This window comes from Providencia sp. UF-224 (assembly GCF_058245955.1).
Genome location: NZ_JBSICC010000005.1, coordinates 114439 through 130238 on the forward strand (window position 1 = coordinate 114439; position 15800 = coordinate 130238).

Below are 15800 nucleotides of genomic sequence, written 5' to 3' on the forward strand. Positions count from 1 at the left end.
AATTAATGAACAACCTTCTATTTTTAACAAGTGCCACCGGTATCACCGTCGGCCTTGCTGTTTCTGCCCTAATCTTGGGTTTAATTCTTGCCATGCTATTTACCGCATGGGAGTCTGTCCGCTTTAAGCCAATTGCCTTTTTAGGCACTTGTTGGGTGACGCTAATTCGTGGGTTACCTGAACTACTGGTTGTCCTATTCGTTTATTTTGGGACATTACAGCTGATCAACCTACTCGGGGATGGCTTTGATATTAACCTCGGGTTTTGGCAAACCACCATCCAAATTGACCCCAGCATCTTCTTTGCCGATAGCGGTGAGTTTGATTACACTCCATTCGTTTGTGGTGTCATTGCCCTCGCCCTACTGTATGCCTCCTATGCCTCACAAACCCTAAGGGGTGCACTCAAAGCGGTGCCTTATGGTCAGTGGGAAGCGGGTTTTGCACTCGGCCTTAAAAAGCGTACGATTTTCTTTCGTTTTATTATGCCGCAAATGTGGCGCCATGCCCTGCCGGGTTTAGGCAACCAATGGTTAGTTCTGTTAAAAGATACCGCTTTAGTCTCTTTAATCAGCGTGAATGATTTAATGCTACAAACAAAAACCATTGTTAACCGTACTGGCGAACCTTTTACTTGGTACGTTATAGTCGGTCTGATTTACCTTGCCATTACGCTGGTTAGCCAATTGGTATTAAAGCGCATTGAATTGAGAACGACGCGCTTTGAGCGGGGTGACTCCAAATGATTGATATGATCCTAAAAATTCTACCGGGGTTACCAACCAGTCTATCACTGACGTTCTGTGCATTAATTGTGGCTTTTCTGTTAGCGGGATTATTTACGTTAATTTTATCCCTTAAAACCAAAGTCATTTCGCAAATTGTGAAGGTGTATATCACCATCTTCACCGGTACGCCTTTATTAGTGCAGTTTTTCCTAATCTATAATGGCCCAAGCCAATTTAAGTCGTTACAAAACTACCCTCTATTTTGGGAATTAATATCGACACCTTGGTTCTGTGCGATGATTGCATTAGCGTTAAACAGTGCCGCCTATTCGACGTTATTGTTCCACGGTGCCGTCAAAGCGATCCCATCAGGGCAATGGCAATCTTGCCAAGCGTTGGGAATGAGTAAAGTGCAAACCATGCGCATTATTCTGCCTTATGCCTTTAAACGCTCTTTATCTTCTTATTCCAATGAAGTGGTGTTAGTGTTTAAAAGTACCTCACTGGCTAGTACGATCACCATGTTAGATATCATGGGGTACAGTAGCCAAGTATTTGGTCAGACATGGGATGTGATGGCGTTTGTTGCTGCGGGGATTATTTATTTGGTGGTTAATGCAATCTTAACCATTCTGATGCGCTTAATCGAACGCAAGGCACTGGCCTTCGAGCACCGAAATTAATATCTTTAATTCAATACGTTAAAAAGCTTGGCTAAATACCAAGCTTTTTTTCATCAATTCGTCTTAATTATTCTTTCGCTTTAACAACGTCAGCACTTCAAAGTGCGCCGTATGTGGAAATAAATCAAACAGCTGCACTTTACACACTTGATAGCCAGGCAACTGCTGTAAATCTTGCGCCATGGTTTGTGCATTACAGCTTGAATAGAGAATATATTCTGGCTGCATATGGGAAAGGTAATCACATAGCGCTTTACCTATCCCTCTTCGTGGCGGATTGACTAAAACCAACTGTGGGATATCCTGATTCGCAGTAGCAAAGTGGGTTGAATCAAGGGCTTTGAATTCAACATGCCTTAACCCAAGTTCATTCGCGGATTGCTGTGCACTGGCAATCGCTGGCGCGCTGATTTCAATGCCAGTTAAACGGGTGTCTTTTTCAGCGCAGTGCAACCCAAAACCGCCCACACCACAAAATAGATCCCACAAGCTATGAATATCTAATGCTTTAACCCAATCCCTCGCTGTTTGGTACAACTTAGCGGCAACGACAGGATTCGTTTGGAAAAAACCTTGCGGACGAATAAACAAAGGGACTTGATTAAACTCTTCACGTAGCGTGCGTTGCTCCGTTAAGAAAATCTCTTCCTCACCTTCCAATATTGCCATATGCACAGGCTGTATATTTACAGTGATCACCTCAAGTTGTGGTAATTGCCCTTGCAGCCAAGGTAATGCATTTTTAAGCTGTTCGAGTTTTTTCGCTGAACGCAATACAAAACGCAACATAAACCGGCCTGTGTGCCAGCTTTGTGTTAATAACACATACTTAAGTTCACCGCGCTTGCGCTCGATGTTATATGGCGTGAGCCCTGCCCTTGCAATAAATGGCGTGATCACACTGAAGACGTCAGCAAACGACGCGGGATATAATGGGCAATCTGTTAAATCTACACCCACCCCATCTTTCCCAACGATGCCTAAAATTGGCCTTTCAACACTCCCACTCACCACCATTTTGGCTTTGTTGCGAAAGCCTGTTTGAGGGCCAGTTACAGGTACAGCAAAAATAGCAGGGTCGATTGCTGGCAATAACGCCGAAAGCTGCTGCTGCTTCTGGGCGATTTGCTGTTCAGGAGAAAGTTCTAACCATTGGCAAGAGCGGCATTCACCCGCAATATATTTTTCACAGTGCATAATTAAAACTTAATGAATAATAATGGCGGGTTTATCATCTGGAGTGAGTTCGGAGTCATCTTCGCCGTTATCTTCATCTTCAATAAAATCATCTTGATTGGCATACAATAAATTATTACTGAAGATCTCAAAGACAATCGCTGAAATTTGGTCTTCTGCCTGCTGAACAAAATGGCAGAATTGGCGGTAAGTCATTCCCGCTTCTAAAGAAAATGATTGGCTAACAACTAATTTTGGCAAGTTTTCATCATTTATTTCGAGAAAAACTTTTGCTGTCAATGAACTAGCGTTAATTTGGCTAATATTTGCTACTAATGTAATAATTGCCGTAGGTTTTAGTTCGGCGAGTGCAGACAATACCAGCACATTATTGACGATATCGAGCTTCGCATCAAAAATCCCCTCAATATTTTGCATATGAGGTAAATGCAGCGCGGCACAAGAGTCGCACTCGAAATAAGATGTTTTGAGTTGATCTAACCATTCACGTAATTGTGCAATGTCAGGGTAACGAATAGAATCCATGGGCAATAACCTTCTTCAACTCAACAATAATAATGCAAAAACAGTTCGTCAGAGGATGGCAACATCCCCTAACACAAAAGCGGATAATTTTCACACATTGCTAGGGAAAATGCCAGTAAAACCACGGCTATTCGGGCTTTTCATCCTGCTTATCATCTTGAGTATTATTTTTTTTGTTTCTTGGGTTCTCTGACTGCTTATTATCAATGCCTAAAAAAGTGAGCCCGTGAATAGCCCGCCACACGATATTAATCATTGCAGGGATCAAGCACCCGATCGCGACCATAATGATGGCGACTATCACGCCCTGATGCATTAGCGGTTCAGGTAATGAAATATAGCCATTCAGTGTAAGTAAAATCATAATCAAGAGGATTATCCCAACGCCTTCTAAGATCAAGATGGGTTTTGGCATATCCGCCAATGAACGCATGGTTCTCTTTGATTGTGGTTTGTTATCCATTCGATACCCTTTTCACCGTTACCTGACGTTTTACTTCACAAATTATATGCCATACCTATAGCTATAAAAGGAAAATTCGACTTTTATTTCATAATTTATATAGGCATAGTATTGAGCATTGTGATTAGAATCTGAGTTTAAGATAAAAAGGAGATACTATGTATACTGTTATTTTTGGTCGCCCAGGCTGCCCATACTGTGTTCGTGCAAAAGAACTGGCAGAAAAACTGAAAAACGAACTTGAAGATTTTGACTACCGCTATGTCGATATTCAAGCAGAAGGTATTTCAAAAGAAGATTTATCTAAAACGGTTGGTAAACCTGTGGAAACTGTCCCACAAATTTTCATTGATGAGAAGCACATCGGTGGTTGTACTGATTTTGAAGCTTACGCAAAAGAAAATTTGAATCTTTACAAATAATTAGCTCAGCTAATTTTGTATTACCGCAAGCAAAGCATCTCACCTTTTAGGTTGAAAACATGCTTTGCTTGTTCTTTTTGTGCTATTTAACTTAAATTCCACCAAAAATTGCACTTTTTTTCATCAACCCGCGAACTTTCCTTTTTAGATGGAGTCTTAATTTATGCCACTGCTTTTCTTTGATGTCCCCATATTGAGGAGCCCGATAGCCAACTCTTTGTTTTAATGCTATCGGGTTTTTTATTGCCCATTTTTTAGCTAGCCATCTCACCTTGTAATGTAATGATTAACTTACGCTTTCCACCAAAATTCCGGTGTTCACACAAATAAATTCCCTGCCACGTCCCCATATTCAAACGCCCATTAGTCACAGGAATTGTTAAACTCGCTCCTAATAAACTGCTTTTTAGGTGCGCAGGCATATCATCGCTACCTTCATAATCATGCTTAAAATAAGGTTCATTTTCAGGAACCGCCTTATTAAAAAAGCTTTCAAAGTCTTCTCGCACTGTATAGTCCGCGTTTTCATTAATCGTTAATGAAGCAGAAGTATGTTGAATAAATATATTCATCATTCCGATGCGCACTGTACTGAGTTCAGGAATTTGCCTTAAAATTTCCTCTGTCACTAAATGGAACCCTCTTTCCCGCGCATTAAGCTGTATCTGTTTTTGCCACCACATCCCTTTTCCCTTCCTTAAATGAGCACAACATCGTATAAGTTAAATAATTATTGAGTAATTCTTAAACCACACGTAAATTTGTCGCGTAATGCTATCAATAATAAGACAAAGGGACTTTACCTGTGAAGCTTGAGACTTTAAGCTCTGTTTTTCTTTGTCTTACTGACCCACTCTCTGTCTGAGGTACGAAACTGTGCTGGAACAACTCAATCTTGATCTCTTTAACCTGATCAATGCCACACCAGAAACTGCAAGCGGAACGATTGCGATAGCAAATGTGATTGCTAAACGCTTAGTTCTTATTTTTCCATTATTTACACTTGCTTGTTGGTTTTGGGGTGCCCAGCCAAACATGGCTCGCCAACGTGCTTTTGCCTGTAAAGCAGCGATAGCCATTGTGTTAGGGCTCGCTATCTCATGGCTAATTGGTTATTTTGCCCCTCATGATCGCCCATTTGTGATGGGGGTCGGTACTAATTTCTCTGATCACGACGCAACACCATCATTTCCAAGTAATCACGGCACTATCGTGTTCACCTTTGCATTCGCTTTCTTATTCTGGCTACGGACTTGGGTTGGCCTTGTGATGATGATCCCTGCTATTGTAATCGCATGGTCACGAATTTACCTTGGTGTTCACTGGCCTTTAGACATGGCAGGCGCGTTTATCCTTGCTATCGTTGCCTGTGGTTTAGCCCAAATTTTGTGGTCACTCGGCATTAATAAAATCCAAGCGCCAATCACCCAACTCTATCATTTAATCTTTGGTTCATTCATTCGCAAAGGTTGGTTCCAACCTTAATCATTACTTTTTAAGTACTGGTGGCAATAAACACCAGTACTTTTCCACTTTTAAAAAGTTGCGCCAAATCAAACTTTCTCTTTATTTTTTTATCGTCATATAAAATTAATTTTAAATTATCAAATTAATTAATAAACAACTGTGTAACAAATATTTTGTTACCTTTTTTAATTATTTTTTTCGACGCAAAAAAAGTGCGCTAAATACTATCTTAAAAACCAAAATTTAATTAATATGTGCCCCTAAGTTTAATGCAAAATCGCCTAACTAATCACTCACTAAACTATTATTTAAATATTTAATTAATGGATAAATATCAATGCATTAGCACTATATTTTTATGTATACAATGTAGCAGTATCACAGTACAGCTCAATAAATAGATTGATATAGATTACAAATCAAACAACGTAAAAATATTCATTAATATAATAATATTTTTCCAGCAGGATATTATTCTGCCGCTGTTTGTTTTAATGAATTGAATTTTTTAAACGCAAAACATATGACAACCAACAAACTTAAGTTAAATTTCATTAACAATTTTATAAAATCTAATGTTTATATGTAATCTTAGGGGATATTTCTCTTTTGAGATAATGATCACGGCATTTTATTCTGGTAAAATATAAATTCACACCCTCAAAATCCAGATTTAAAAATTACTGATAAAATTACAAAACTGATTGAAAATGAATTTAGTATCGATTTTAGTTTTATTTCCAATCGGATTGTTACGTAAAAGAAAACTCTTGTTATTAAGTGATTATTCGTACCAAAAGATTAAAACCCAGTAACGCCATTGGCCGTTACTTTAAATGAATTTTTTGACTTTTATTTTTGGAGACTATTATGGATACAACAAAAGTTGGTTCCATCGACAAAACAGCCTCGCAAACAGGGAGCAGTAAAGCTTGGCGTAAAACTGACACCGTATGGATGCTGGGCTTATATGGTACAGCTATCGGTGCTGGTGTTCTGTTTTTACCTATCAATGCGGGTATGAGCGGATTACTTCCTGTTCTATTGATGCTTGTTCTAGCCTTCCCAATGACCTTTTTTGCACACCGTGGCTTAACACGTTTCGTTCTTTCAGGTTCTAAAAAAGATGGCGATATTACTGAAGTTGTTGAAGAACACTTTGGGCGTACCGCAGGTAACTGGATCACCCTGCTGTATTTCTTTGCCATTTATCCTATTCTGCTCGTTTATGGCGTTTCTATTACCAATAACGTCAATAAATTCTTAACTGAATTATTAGGTGTTGGTGCGCCACCACGTTGGTTACTGGCCTTAATTCTAGTCGGTGGCGTTATGGCTATCGTTTCTTTCGGTGAAAAATACATCGTTAAAGTAATGAGTATGCTGGTATTCCCATTCATTGCGGTACTGGTTGCATTCTCTTTATATATGATCCCTCACTGGTCTGGTGATGTTCTGAATACCTTAACTTTCGACGGTATCGCAGAAGCGACCAAAAATACGGGCGGTCAAAGTATTTGGATCACCATTTGGTTGACTATCCCAGTCATGGTATTCGCATTTAACCACTCACCAATTATCTCTGCATTCTCTGTCGCAAAACGTGAAGAATACGGTGATGAAGCAGAACAAAAATGTTCACGCATTTTAGCATCAGCACACATCCTGATGGTTCTGACAGTCATGTTCTTCGTGATTAGCTGTGTGTTTACATTATCTTCAGCTGACCTCGCACAAGCAAAAGCACAAAACATCAGTATTCTTGACTATCTGTCAGGCTACTTTGATCAACCATTCATCAAATACGCTGCGGCAATCATTGCATTCATCGCTATTATCAAATCATTCTTAGGTCACTACTTAGGTGCTCGTGAAGGTTTCAATGGCTTAGTTGAACGTGCATACCGTGCAAAAGGCAAAACGGTTGATATTCGCAAATTAAACCGCGGCACCGCTATCTTTATGTTAGTGACCACTTGGATTGTTGCGACATTAAACCCAGGTGTTCTGGATATCATCGAAAGCCTTGGTGGCCCTGTTATTGCTATCTTACTGTTCTTAATGCCAATGTATGCTATCAGCAAAGTCCCTGCGATGCGTAAATACTCAGGCAAAATCAGCAATGTATTTATCGTAATTATGGGTCTGGTCGCTATCTCTGCGGCAACATATAAGTTATTCTTCTAATTGAAGCCCCAGGTAGCTATTAATAATGATAGCTACCTGATTTCAATGACTTTCTACAAAAGGAAGCACTGAATATGATTAGTGTATTTGATATCTTCAAAATCGGTATCGGCCCTTCAAGTTCCCACACCGTCGGCCCAATGAAAGCGGGCAAACAATTCGTTGATGACCTTATCGCACAAAATCTACTGGCTAACACAACGCGTATTGCCGTTGATGTTTATGGCTCGCTGTCTCTAACAGGCAAAGGCCACGCCACCGATATGGCTATCATCATGGGTCTTGCGGGTAACTTGCCCGATACTATTGATATTGACGCTATTCCTGCATTTATGCGCAACGTCGAACAAACAGGTAAACTTTTACTTGCTCATGGGCAACATGAAGTCGATTTCCCTATCGATGGCGGCATGAACTTTCACAGCACAAATTTACCGCTCCATGAAAATGGCATGACAATCACCGCATTTGCGGGTGATGATGTTCTGTATACCAAAAATTATTACTCGATTGGCGGCGGTTTTATCGTCGATGAAGACCATTTTGGTCAAAGTGATGAAAACGCAATCCAAGTCCCTTACCCTTTTAAATATGCGGCCGATTTGCAAAAGCATTGCAAAGAAACGGGTTTATCACTTTCTGCGCTCGTTATGCAAAATGAATTAGCGCTACGCAGTAAAGAAGAAATCCATCAATACCTGTCTTCTGTTTGGGATGTGATGAAAGCAGGTATTGAACGCGGCGTGACGACAGAAGGTTTATTACCTGGGCCACTGCGTGTTCCGCGTCGTGCAGCAGCGTTACGCCGTCAACTTGTCACCACAGATAGCACCAACATGGACCCAATGGCGGTTATTGATTGGATCAATATGTACGCCCTTGCTGTCAATGAAGAGAACGCCGCAGGTGGGCGTGTAGTGACAGCGCCAACTAACGGTGCCTGTGGTATCGTTCCTGCGGTACTCGCCTATTACGATAAATTCATTCGCCCTGTGAATGAAAACTCCTATACTCGCTACTTCCTTGTTTCCGGTGTAATTGGCGCATTGTATAAAATGAATGCCTCCATTTCAGGGGCTGAAGTAGGTTGCCAAGGTGAAGTGGGTGTTGCCTGTTCAATGGCGGCTGCGGGGCTTGCGGAGCTAATGGGCGGTAGCCCTGAGCAAGTGTGCATCGCCGCTGAGATTGCGATGGAGCATAACCTCGGCCTTACTTGTGACCCTGTTGGTGGTCAAGTTCAAGTACCGTGTATTGAACGTAATGCGATAGCTTCTGTTAAAGCGGTTAACGCCGCGCGCATGGCGTTACGCCGTGTCAGTGACCCACGTGTTTGTCTCGATAAAGTGATTGAGACAATGTATGAAACGGGTAAAGACATTAATGCTAAATATCGTGAAACCTCCCAAGGCGGTTTGGCGATAAAACTCGCGCACTGTGAATAATTTATTCACAAACTGACTAAAAAACGCCTGCAATTGCAGGCGTTTTCGTTAATTGGATATAAATACTGAATTAACCAAAAATCGCACTCCACCAGCCACTGATGGTTTTCATGATGTAATCCCAAATACGCCCGAAGAAGCCCGCTTCTTCAACCGCGGATTTTGCTACCAGTGGGTGCTGTTCAATCACTTCATCATTTAGAATAAAATTGATCGTCCCGACCGCTTGGTTTTTCGCTAATGGCGCTTCTAACGAATCATTAGTCATCTGAATATCCACTTTCAGGTTTTTCAGTTGGCCTTTAGGAATCGTCACAGAAACATCATCGGCTACGCCCAAGGCAACTTCAGAGGTATCACCAAACCATACACGCTGCTTTTTCAACGTTGCATCTGCTTTGATTGGGGTAACCGTTTCGAAGAAACGGAAGCCCCACGTGAGCAGTTTTTCACTTTCAGTAAAACGTACACGATCACTCGGCGCACCAAGCACAACGGAGATCAAACGCATATCCCCTTCAGTTGCCGATGCCACTAAGTTATGGCCTGCGCCACTCGTGTGCCCCGTTTTCACACCATCCACCTTTAAGTTTTGATTCCATAACAAACGGTTACGGTTAGGTTGGCGAATTTTGTTGAAGGTAAATTCTTTCTCTTTATGCAGAACATATTCATCAGGAACATCGCGGATCATCGCTTGTGTTAATAACGCCATGTCACGTGCAGTGCTGTATTGCCCTTCAGAATCAAGGCCATGCACTGTTTTAAAATGTGTATTTTTCAAACCAATCTGTTGCACATATTGATTCATTAAGCTTACAAATGAATCTTGGCTCCCTGCAACATAGTCCGCAAGGGCAATACTGGCATCGTTACCCGATTGAATAACAATCCCTTTATTTAAATCCAATACCGAAACACGGTCTTTTGGCTTCAAAAACATCAATGAAGAGCCTTTCAGGACAGGGTTTCCTGTCGCCCATGCATCTTCACCAACCGTCACCATGTCCTGCGTGGTTATTTTCCCCGCCTTCACAGCCTGTCCCACTACATAACTTGTCATGATCTTGGTTAAACTGGCTGGGTCTAAACGTTCATCAGGGTTACCTGATGCTAAAATTTTCCCACTGTTGTAGTCCATTAGGACATACGCTTTGGCATCGATTTGAGGAGCAACCGGTGTCTCGGCCGCGTAAACACTGGTGCTAACGGCAATTAAAAGACTCAACCCAATACCAGCACGGTGGTTTTTTAGGGGCAATAATTTTTTACTCATCGGTTATTCCTTCACTTAACTTAATACTGCACATTTAAAATAACTATCGTTGTACTCACCATCACTAAACGATGAACCCTTCGCCGTGATAAAAATTGCTAACTCATCATAATATAAGGCTTTATTTACCTTATGACCACCGATAGGAAATAAAGATTTGCCTGAAAGCGAATTTAATCTATCTTAGCTGTGGCTAATGACAAAAAATCAATTAGGAGACTGCAATGTTAACTGTCTGGGGACGTGCCAATTCTTCCAATGTCAAAAAAGTACTTTGGTGCTTAGAAGAATTAAATGTGGCTTATAATCAAAAAGATGTGGGTGGCCCATTTGGTGGACTTGATACACCTGAATATAAAAAAATGAATCCAAACAGCACAATCCCAACTCTACAGGATGATGACTTTGCGCTGTGGGAATCAAATGCGATTTTACGTTACCTTACGGAAAAGTTTGATCACTCTCACTTATTACTCGCAAAGGACGTACAAGAAAGAGCCGCAGCGGATAAATGGATGGATTGGAGCAATGCGAATTTATTCGATCACATCAAACAGATGATGAACAAAATCGTCCGTGTCCCAGAAGCAGATAGAGACCCAGAACAAGCAAAAATCATTTATGCCAATATCAACAAATTACTGCAAATTGCCGATGACGCCTTAGCCCATCAGGCGTATTTCAGTGGTGAAAAATTCGGTATTGCTGATATCGCCATTGCGCCATTATTTTACCCATGGCACGAAATTGTTACCGAACGCCCTGAGTTTAAAAACTTAGAGCGCTGGTATCAGCAGCTCACCACACGCCCAGTGTTCCAAAAAATTGTGATGATCCCTATTAAATAGTCATCAACATGCTATTCGGGTTTGGGTATTGGTATTCAAACCCGATTTCTTGGCAGATACGATTGCCGTTAATTACCTTTCCTTCAGGCTCATTCGCTGGGTCAATAAATTCAGGGGGAACGAGCCCCAATGATTTCGCCGCTTGGGTATAAAACGCTTGTCGTGTTGGGTGAATAGGCGCGCACAAATTATAAATATGCCCCCCTTCTGATTGGTTAAGTAATACTAAAATCGCCTCAATAACATCATCTTGATGCACCATATTTACAGGCTGCATGGCACCTTTAACCCCTGTTTTTCCCGCTAAAAAACGCCCTGCATGACGTTTTTCCCCCACTAACCCAGCTAAACGCAGTATATCCACTGAAATATTTGGCAATTGATGTAACCAATTTTCGGCATCAATCAACGCCTGTGCGGAAGCGGTTACACCTTCTAACGGAGAATCTTCCGTCATTTCACCATTTTGCTCCCCATACACCGCCGTCGAAGAGGTAAAAATCACGTTGGGCACCTTAAAGGTAATGGCACTGTTTACTAGCGTTTCAATCGCTGACACATAATGCTCCACATTCACCTTAGAGGGCGGCAACAAAATGACCAGCGCATCACTGCCGTCCATCAATAGTGTTAAATCATCAGCGTCACATTCTAACTCAGGCGTCAGTTTCAATGAGTAGCACTCAATACCCACACTTCGAGCTGCCTCAATACCATCGGGTGTCGTTTTAGTGCCCACCACTTGAACACCCTTCGCTAATAAAGCCTGTGCGAGTGGTAACCCCACCCATCCCAATCCAATAATCGTGACTTTTTTCATGTTTCGACTCCAAATCTGCTAAGGCGCTGAGTTTTTTACTTAGGTTAGCTGAAAACCATAAAACTTCCGAATAGATTTTCGGGGAGATTAATCACTGTAAAACCTGCTCAACGAATTATTATTGGTTATTTTTAAAAAAAAGGTTGCATTCATAGGGGGAAATCGGATAGGTTGGATACCAATGAGTATTTAGTTAACACAGTGAATGTTTAGTCATTCAGTTAAATAAGAGAACGGAAGACATTATGAATCGTATTTCACGCAACCATCATCATCACCATCATCCTGATTAGTCTTTCGGGCGATGTGTGCTGGAAGACGATCAACGAATCTTCCGGTGGCTGAAATGCAAATGAGAGAACCCTCGGAAGATAATCTTCCGAGGGTTTTTTTATATTAAAACAAAAAGTTACTAAAGGAATATGGGGTAAGGTTATGTTGGATAAATCACGTTTACGTATTGCAATTCAAAAGTCAGGTCGTTTAAGCGAAGAATCAAGAGAGTTACTGGCTCGCTGCGGGATCAAAATCAATTTACAACAACAACGTTTGATTGCTTATGCAGAAAATATGCCTATTGATTTACTTCGTGTTCGCGATGACGATATTCCAGGGCTGGTTATGGACGGCGTTGTGGACTTAGGGATTATCGGCGAAAACGTCCTTGAAGAAGAGTTATTAAACCGCCGTGCTCAAGGGGAAGACCCGCAGTACAAAACATTGCGTCGATTAGATTTTGGTGGATGCCGCCTCTCTTTAGCTGCGCCATTAGATTTTAATTACACCGGTGCAGAGTGCTTAAATGGCTCACGCGTTGCTACCTCTTACCCACACTTACTAAAACGCTATTTCGACCAAAAAGGCATTCAGTTTAAATCTTGCTTACTGAATGGTTCAGTCGAAGTCGCCCCTCGCGCAGGCTTAGCTGATGCCATCTGTGACCTCGTTTCTACGGGGGCAACCTTAGAAGCCAATGGCCTGAAAGAAGTGGAAGTGATTTATCGCTCTAAAGCCTGTTTAATTCAGCGCGATGGGGAAATGTCTACTGATAAACAACAGCTTATCGACCGCATGATGACCCGTATTCAAGGCGTTATCCAAGCCCGTGAATCCAAATACATCATGCTACACGCACCAAGTGAAACGCTGGATGAAATTATTGCGCTGCTGCCGGGTGCTGAACGCCCAACTATCCTGCCATTAGCGGGTGACCACAGCCGTGTTGCTATGCACATGGTCAGCTCAGAAACCTTGTTCTGGGAAACCATGGAAAAACTGAAAGCATTAGGTGCAAGTTCAATTCTTGTTCTGCCAATCGAAAAAATGATGGAGTAAGTCGTCATGGAAATGGGATTCAACCAGCCAATTCGCTGGGCAGATTGCAACGAACAACAACAAAACGCATTACTGATGCGCCCTGCTATTGCTGCCTCTGGCAGCATTAGTTCCGCGGTCAGTGACATTATCGACCAAGTCCGTCGTGAGGGCGATATCGCCCTCCAAGCCTTAAGTCGTCGTTTCGATAAAACTGAAATTGACACAGTGCGTGTTGCGCCAAATGCCGTCAATGATGCCGAAAGCCGCTTAGGCGATGAAATTAAAACGGCCATGAAAACCGCAATTAACAATATTCGCCGTTTTCACGAAGCGCAGATTCCCGCGCCCATTACCGTAGAAACCCAAGCGGGTGTTGTTTGCCAGCAAGTCACGCGCCCAATTGATGCGGTTGGTTTGTATATTCCGGGTGGCTCGGCGCCGCTATTATCAACCGTCATGATGTTAGGTACGCCTGCAAATATCGCGGGTTGCCGCAAAATTATTTTATGTTCACCACCACCAATTGCCGATGAAATCCTGTATGCGGCTAAACTGTGTGGCATTACAGAGATTTTCCAAGTCGGTGGTGCGCAAGCGATTGCAGCCATGGCCTTTGGTACACAAAGCATTCCTGCGGTCGATAAAATTTTTGGCCCCGGTAACGCTTATGTGACCGAAGCAAAACGCCAAGTCAGTCAAAGCCATGAAGGCGCAGCAATTGATATGCCAGCGGGGCCGTCTGAAGTATTAGTGATTGCCGATAGCCGAGCTAACCCTGCATTTACAGCATCTGACTTGCTATCTCAAGCGGAGCACGGCCCAGATTCTCAAGTCATTTTATTAACCGATGACGAAAACTTCGCCCAGCGCGTGATAGCAGAAACAGAAAAACAACTCGCCCAGCTTTCTCGCGCTGCAATTGCCAGAGAAGCCCTGAGCGCCAGCCGCGTTATTATTGCTGACTCCATCAAACAATGTGTGAAAATCAGCAACCGTTACGGGCCTGAGCACTTAATTTTACAAACTCGTGATGCTGATGATTTAGTCGCGGACATCACCAGTGCAGGGTCTGTGTTTGTAGGTGATTGGTCACCAGAGTCTGCTGGGGATTACGCTTCAGGCACCAACCACGTTTTACCGACCTATGGTTATACAGCAACCTATTCAAGCCTAGGTCTTGCGGACTTTATGAAACGCATGACGGTACAAAAGCTGTCTAAACAAGGTTTACTCGGCTTAGCCAACACCATTGAAACGTTAGCGCAGGCGGAACAATTGACTGCCCATAAAAATGCGGTGACTTTACGCGTCGCAGAACTTAACAAACAAAATCAGGAGTAAGTCATGAGCCAAAAATTTAATGCCGCCAGCCTTGCGCGTGAAAATGTCAAAACCATGACTCCGTATATGTCTGCACGCCGTTTAGGGGGAAATGGGGACGTCTGGCTCAATGCGAACGAATACCCTATCGCCCCTGATTACCAATTTAGTGAGCGCAACCTAAACCGTTACCCAGAATGTCAACCTGTGGCAGTGATCAATAACTATGCGATCTACGCAGGCATTAGGCCTGAACAAGTTTTAGTATGCCGTGGTGCGGATGAATCCATTGAATTGCTGATCCGCGCATTTTGCGAACCGGGCAAAGATGCCGTGATGTTCTGCCCGCCGACATACGGCATGTACAGCGTCAGTGCTGAAACTTTTGGCGTCGAACAGAAAAAAATCATGGCACTGCCAGATTGGTCATTAAATGTGGCCTCTATTCGCGAAAACCTAACGAATACCAAACTGATTTATATTTGCAGCCCAAATAACCCAACGGGCAACATTATCGATAACAAAGAGTTACTGGAAGTGTTAGAGATGGCCGCAGGCCGCGCACTGGTAGTGGTCGATGAAGCCTATATTGAGTTTTGCCCACAATACAGTGTCGCTAGCTGGTTAGCAAAATACCCAAATCTGGTGATTTTAAGAACCTTATCAAAAGCTTTTGCGCTAGCAGGCCTGCGCTGTGGCTTCACACTCGCGTCACCTGATGTCATTGAGGTTTTATTAAAAGTTATCGCCCCTTACCCATTATCGACCCCAGTTGCGATGATTGCAGCGCAAGCACTTGATGCACAAGGCATCGCCACCATGAAAAGCCGTGTCGCGACGGTAACGGAAAACCGCATTGCCCTGTCTGAAGCACTGCGTGATTTATCGGTTGTCGAAAAAGTTTACCCAAGCGAAACCAACTACATTTTGGTGCGCTTTACTGACGGCAATAAAGTCTTTAAAGCCCTGTGGGATCAAGGCATTATCTTACGTGACCAAAGCAAGCAGCCGGGCCTAGAAAATTGCCTGCGTATTACCATCGGGACAGAAATTGAAAATGTCCGTGTTATTGAAGCTATTGAAGCACTTTGCTAATTAGGAATGA

At 42.5% G+C, this 15800-nt stretch carries 16 protein-coding genes and 1 other annotated feature; of the genes, 10 read left to right on the forward strand and 6 right to left on the reverse strand.

From position 1 onward, the window contains the following. Positions 1-5 precede the first annotated feature (5 nt). Together artQ and artM are read left to right on the forward strand one after the other, a co-directional pair. Positions 6-746 carry an arginine ABC transporter permease ArtQ gene (gene artQ, locus AC4IFO_RS07080; protein ID WP_490733029.1) on the forward strand — a complete coding sequence of 247 codons (741 nt, stop codon included), beginning with the start codon at positions 6-8 and terminating at the stop codon, positions 744-746. Next, entirely contained in the window at positions 743-1411 is a 669-nt protein-coding gene (gene artM / locus AC4IFO_RS07085; protein ID WP_490733031.1) for an arginine ABC transporter permease ArtM, read from the forward strand. Before artQ ends, artM begins: the two co-directional genes overlap by 4 nt. A gap of 63 nt (positions 1412-1474) precedes the next feature. On the opposite strand, the gene rlmC is transcribed toward artM, so the two are convergent. From rlmC to AC4IFO_RS07100, 3 genes are all read right to left on the reverse strand, one after another. Continuing rightward, the gene (gene rlmC, locus AC4IFO_RS07090) at positions 1475-2608 is read right to left on the reverse strand and encodes a 23S rRNA (uracil(747)-C(5))-methyltransferase RlmC (protein ID WP_490733033.1); all 1134 of its coding nucleotides are present in this window, start codon (positions 2606-2608) and stop codon (positions 1475-1477) included. 9 nt (positions 2609-2617) lie between these two features. Continuing rightward, complete coding sequence (locus AC4IFO_RS07095; protein WP_490733035.1) at positions 2618-3133, reverse strand: YbjN domain-containing protein; 516 nt, start codon at positions 3131-3133, stop codon at positions 2618-2620. Positions 3134-3260: 127 nt separating this feature from the next. Beyond that, complete coding sequence (locus AC4IFO_RS07100) at positions 3261-3596, reverse strand: YbjC family protein (protein WP_490733037.1); 336 nt, start codon at positions 3594-3596, stop codon at positions 3261-3263. 158 nt (positions 3597-3754) lie between these two features. On the opposite strand from AC4IFO_RS07100, the gene AC4IFO_RS07105 reads away from it, so the two are divergent. Continuing rightward, positions 3755-4018, forward strand: coding sequence for a GrxA family glutaredoxin (locus AC4IFO_RS07105; RefSeq protein WP_219244186.1), 264 nt, complete (start codon positions 3755-3757; stop codon positions 4016-4018). A gap of 254 nt (positions 4019-4272) precedes the next feature. On the opposite strand, the gene AC4IFO_RS07110 is transcribed toward AC4IFO_RS07105, so the two are convergent. Next, positions 4273-4701, reverse strand: coding sequence for a secondary thiamine-phosphate synthase enzyme YjbQ (locus tag AC4IFO_RS07110; protein ID WP_490733040.1), 429 nt, complete (start codon positions 4699-4701; stop codon positions 4273-4275). Positions 4702-4894: 193 nt separating this feature from the next. On the opposite strand from AC4IFO_RS07110, the gene ybjG reads away from it, so the two are divergent. From ybjG to AC4IFO_RS07125, 3 genes are all read left to right on the forward strand, one after another. Continuing rightward, the gene (ybjG, locus tag AC4IFO_RS07115; protein WP_490733042.1) at positions 4895-5503 is read left to right on the forward strand and encodes an undecaprenyl-diphosphate phosphatase; all 609 of its coding nucleotides are present in this window, start codon (positions 4895-4897) and stop codon (positions 5501-5503) included. 852 nt (positions 5504-6355) lie between these two features. Continuing rightward, on the forward strand, positions 6356-7672 hold the full coding sequence (locus AC4IFO_RS07120; protein ID WP_490733044.1) for a serine/threonine transporter: 1317 nt from the start codon (positions 6356-6358) through the stop codon (positions 7670-7672). Between the two features lie 74 nt (positions 7673-7746). Beyond that, positions 7747-9114, forward strand: a complete 1368-nt coding sequence (locus AC4IFO_RS07125) for an L-serine ammonia-lyase (protein ID WP_490733046.1) — start codon at positions 7747-7749, stop codon at positions 9112-9114. 70 nt (positions 9115-9184) lie between these two features. Here the strand turns inward: AC4IFO_RS07125 and AC4IFO_RS07130 are convergent, their stop codons facing one another. Beyond that, positions 9185-10390, reverse strand: a complete 1206-nt coding sequence (locus AC4IFO_RS07130) for a serine hydrolase (protein WP_490733048.1) — start codon at positions 10388-10390, stop codon at positions 9185-9187. A gap of 224 nt (positions 10391-10614) precedes the next feature. Between AC4IFO_RS07130 and AC4IFO_RS07135 the strand changes: the two genes are divergently transcribed. Next, complete coding sequence (locus tag AC4IFO_RS07135) at positions 10615-11238, forward strand: glutathione S-transferase family protein (protein ID WP_490733050.1); 624 nt, start codon at positions 10615-10617, stop codon at positions 11236-11238. On the opposite strand, the gene AC4IFO_RS07140 is transcribed toward AC4IFO_RS07135, so the two are convergent. Beyond that, a complete protein-coding gene (locus AC4IFO_RS07140) occupies positions 11231-12058 on the reverse strand; it encodes an SDR family oxidoreductase (protein WP_490733052.1) in 828 nt (275 codons plus the stop codon). The two genes, AC4IFO_RS07135 and AC4IFO_RS07140, sit on opposite strands and share 8 nt — an antisense overlap. A gap of 268 nt (positions 12059-12326) precedes the next feature. Next, positions 12327-12453 (forward strand) — a sequence feature (His leader region). A gap of 40 nt (positions 12454-12493) precedes the next feature. Here AC4IFO_RS07140 and hisG point away from each other — a divergent pair. From hisG to hisC, 3 genes are read left to right on the forward strand one after another with little or no spacing between them, the layout of a single operon-like run. Continuing rightward, positions 12494-13393 carry an ATP phosphoribosyltransferase gene (gene hisG, locus AC4IFO_RS07145; protein WP_490733054.1) on the forward strand — a complete coding sequence of 300 codons (900 nt, stop codon included), beginning with the start codon at positions 12494-12496 and terminating at the stop codon, positions 13391-13393. Between the two features lie 6 nt (positions 13394-13399). Continuing rightward, positions 13400-14716, forward strand: a complete 1317-nt coding sequence (hisD, locus tag AC4IFO_RS07150; RefSeq protein WP_490733056.1) for a histidinol dehydrogenase — start codon at positions 13400-13402, stop codon at positions 14714-14716. A 3-nt stretch (positions 14717-14719) separates the two neighbouring features. After that, positions 14720-15790, forward strand: a complete 1071-nt coding sequence (gene hisC, locus AC4IFO_RS07155; protein ID WP_490733058.1) for a histidinol-phosphate transaminase — start codon at positions 14720-14722, stop codon at positions 15788-15790. The last annotated feature ends 10 nt before the right edge of the window (positions 15791-15800 follow it).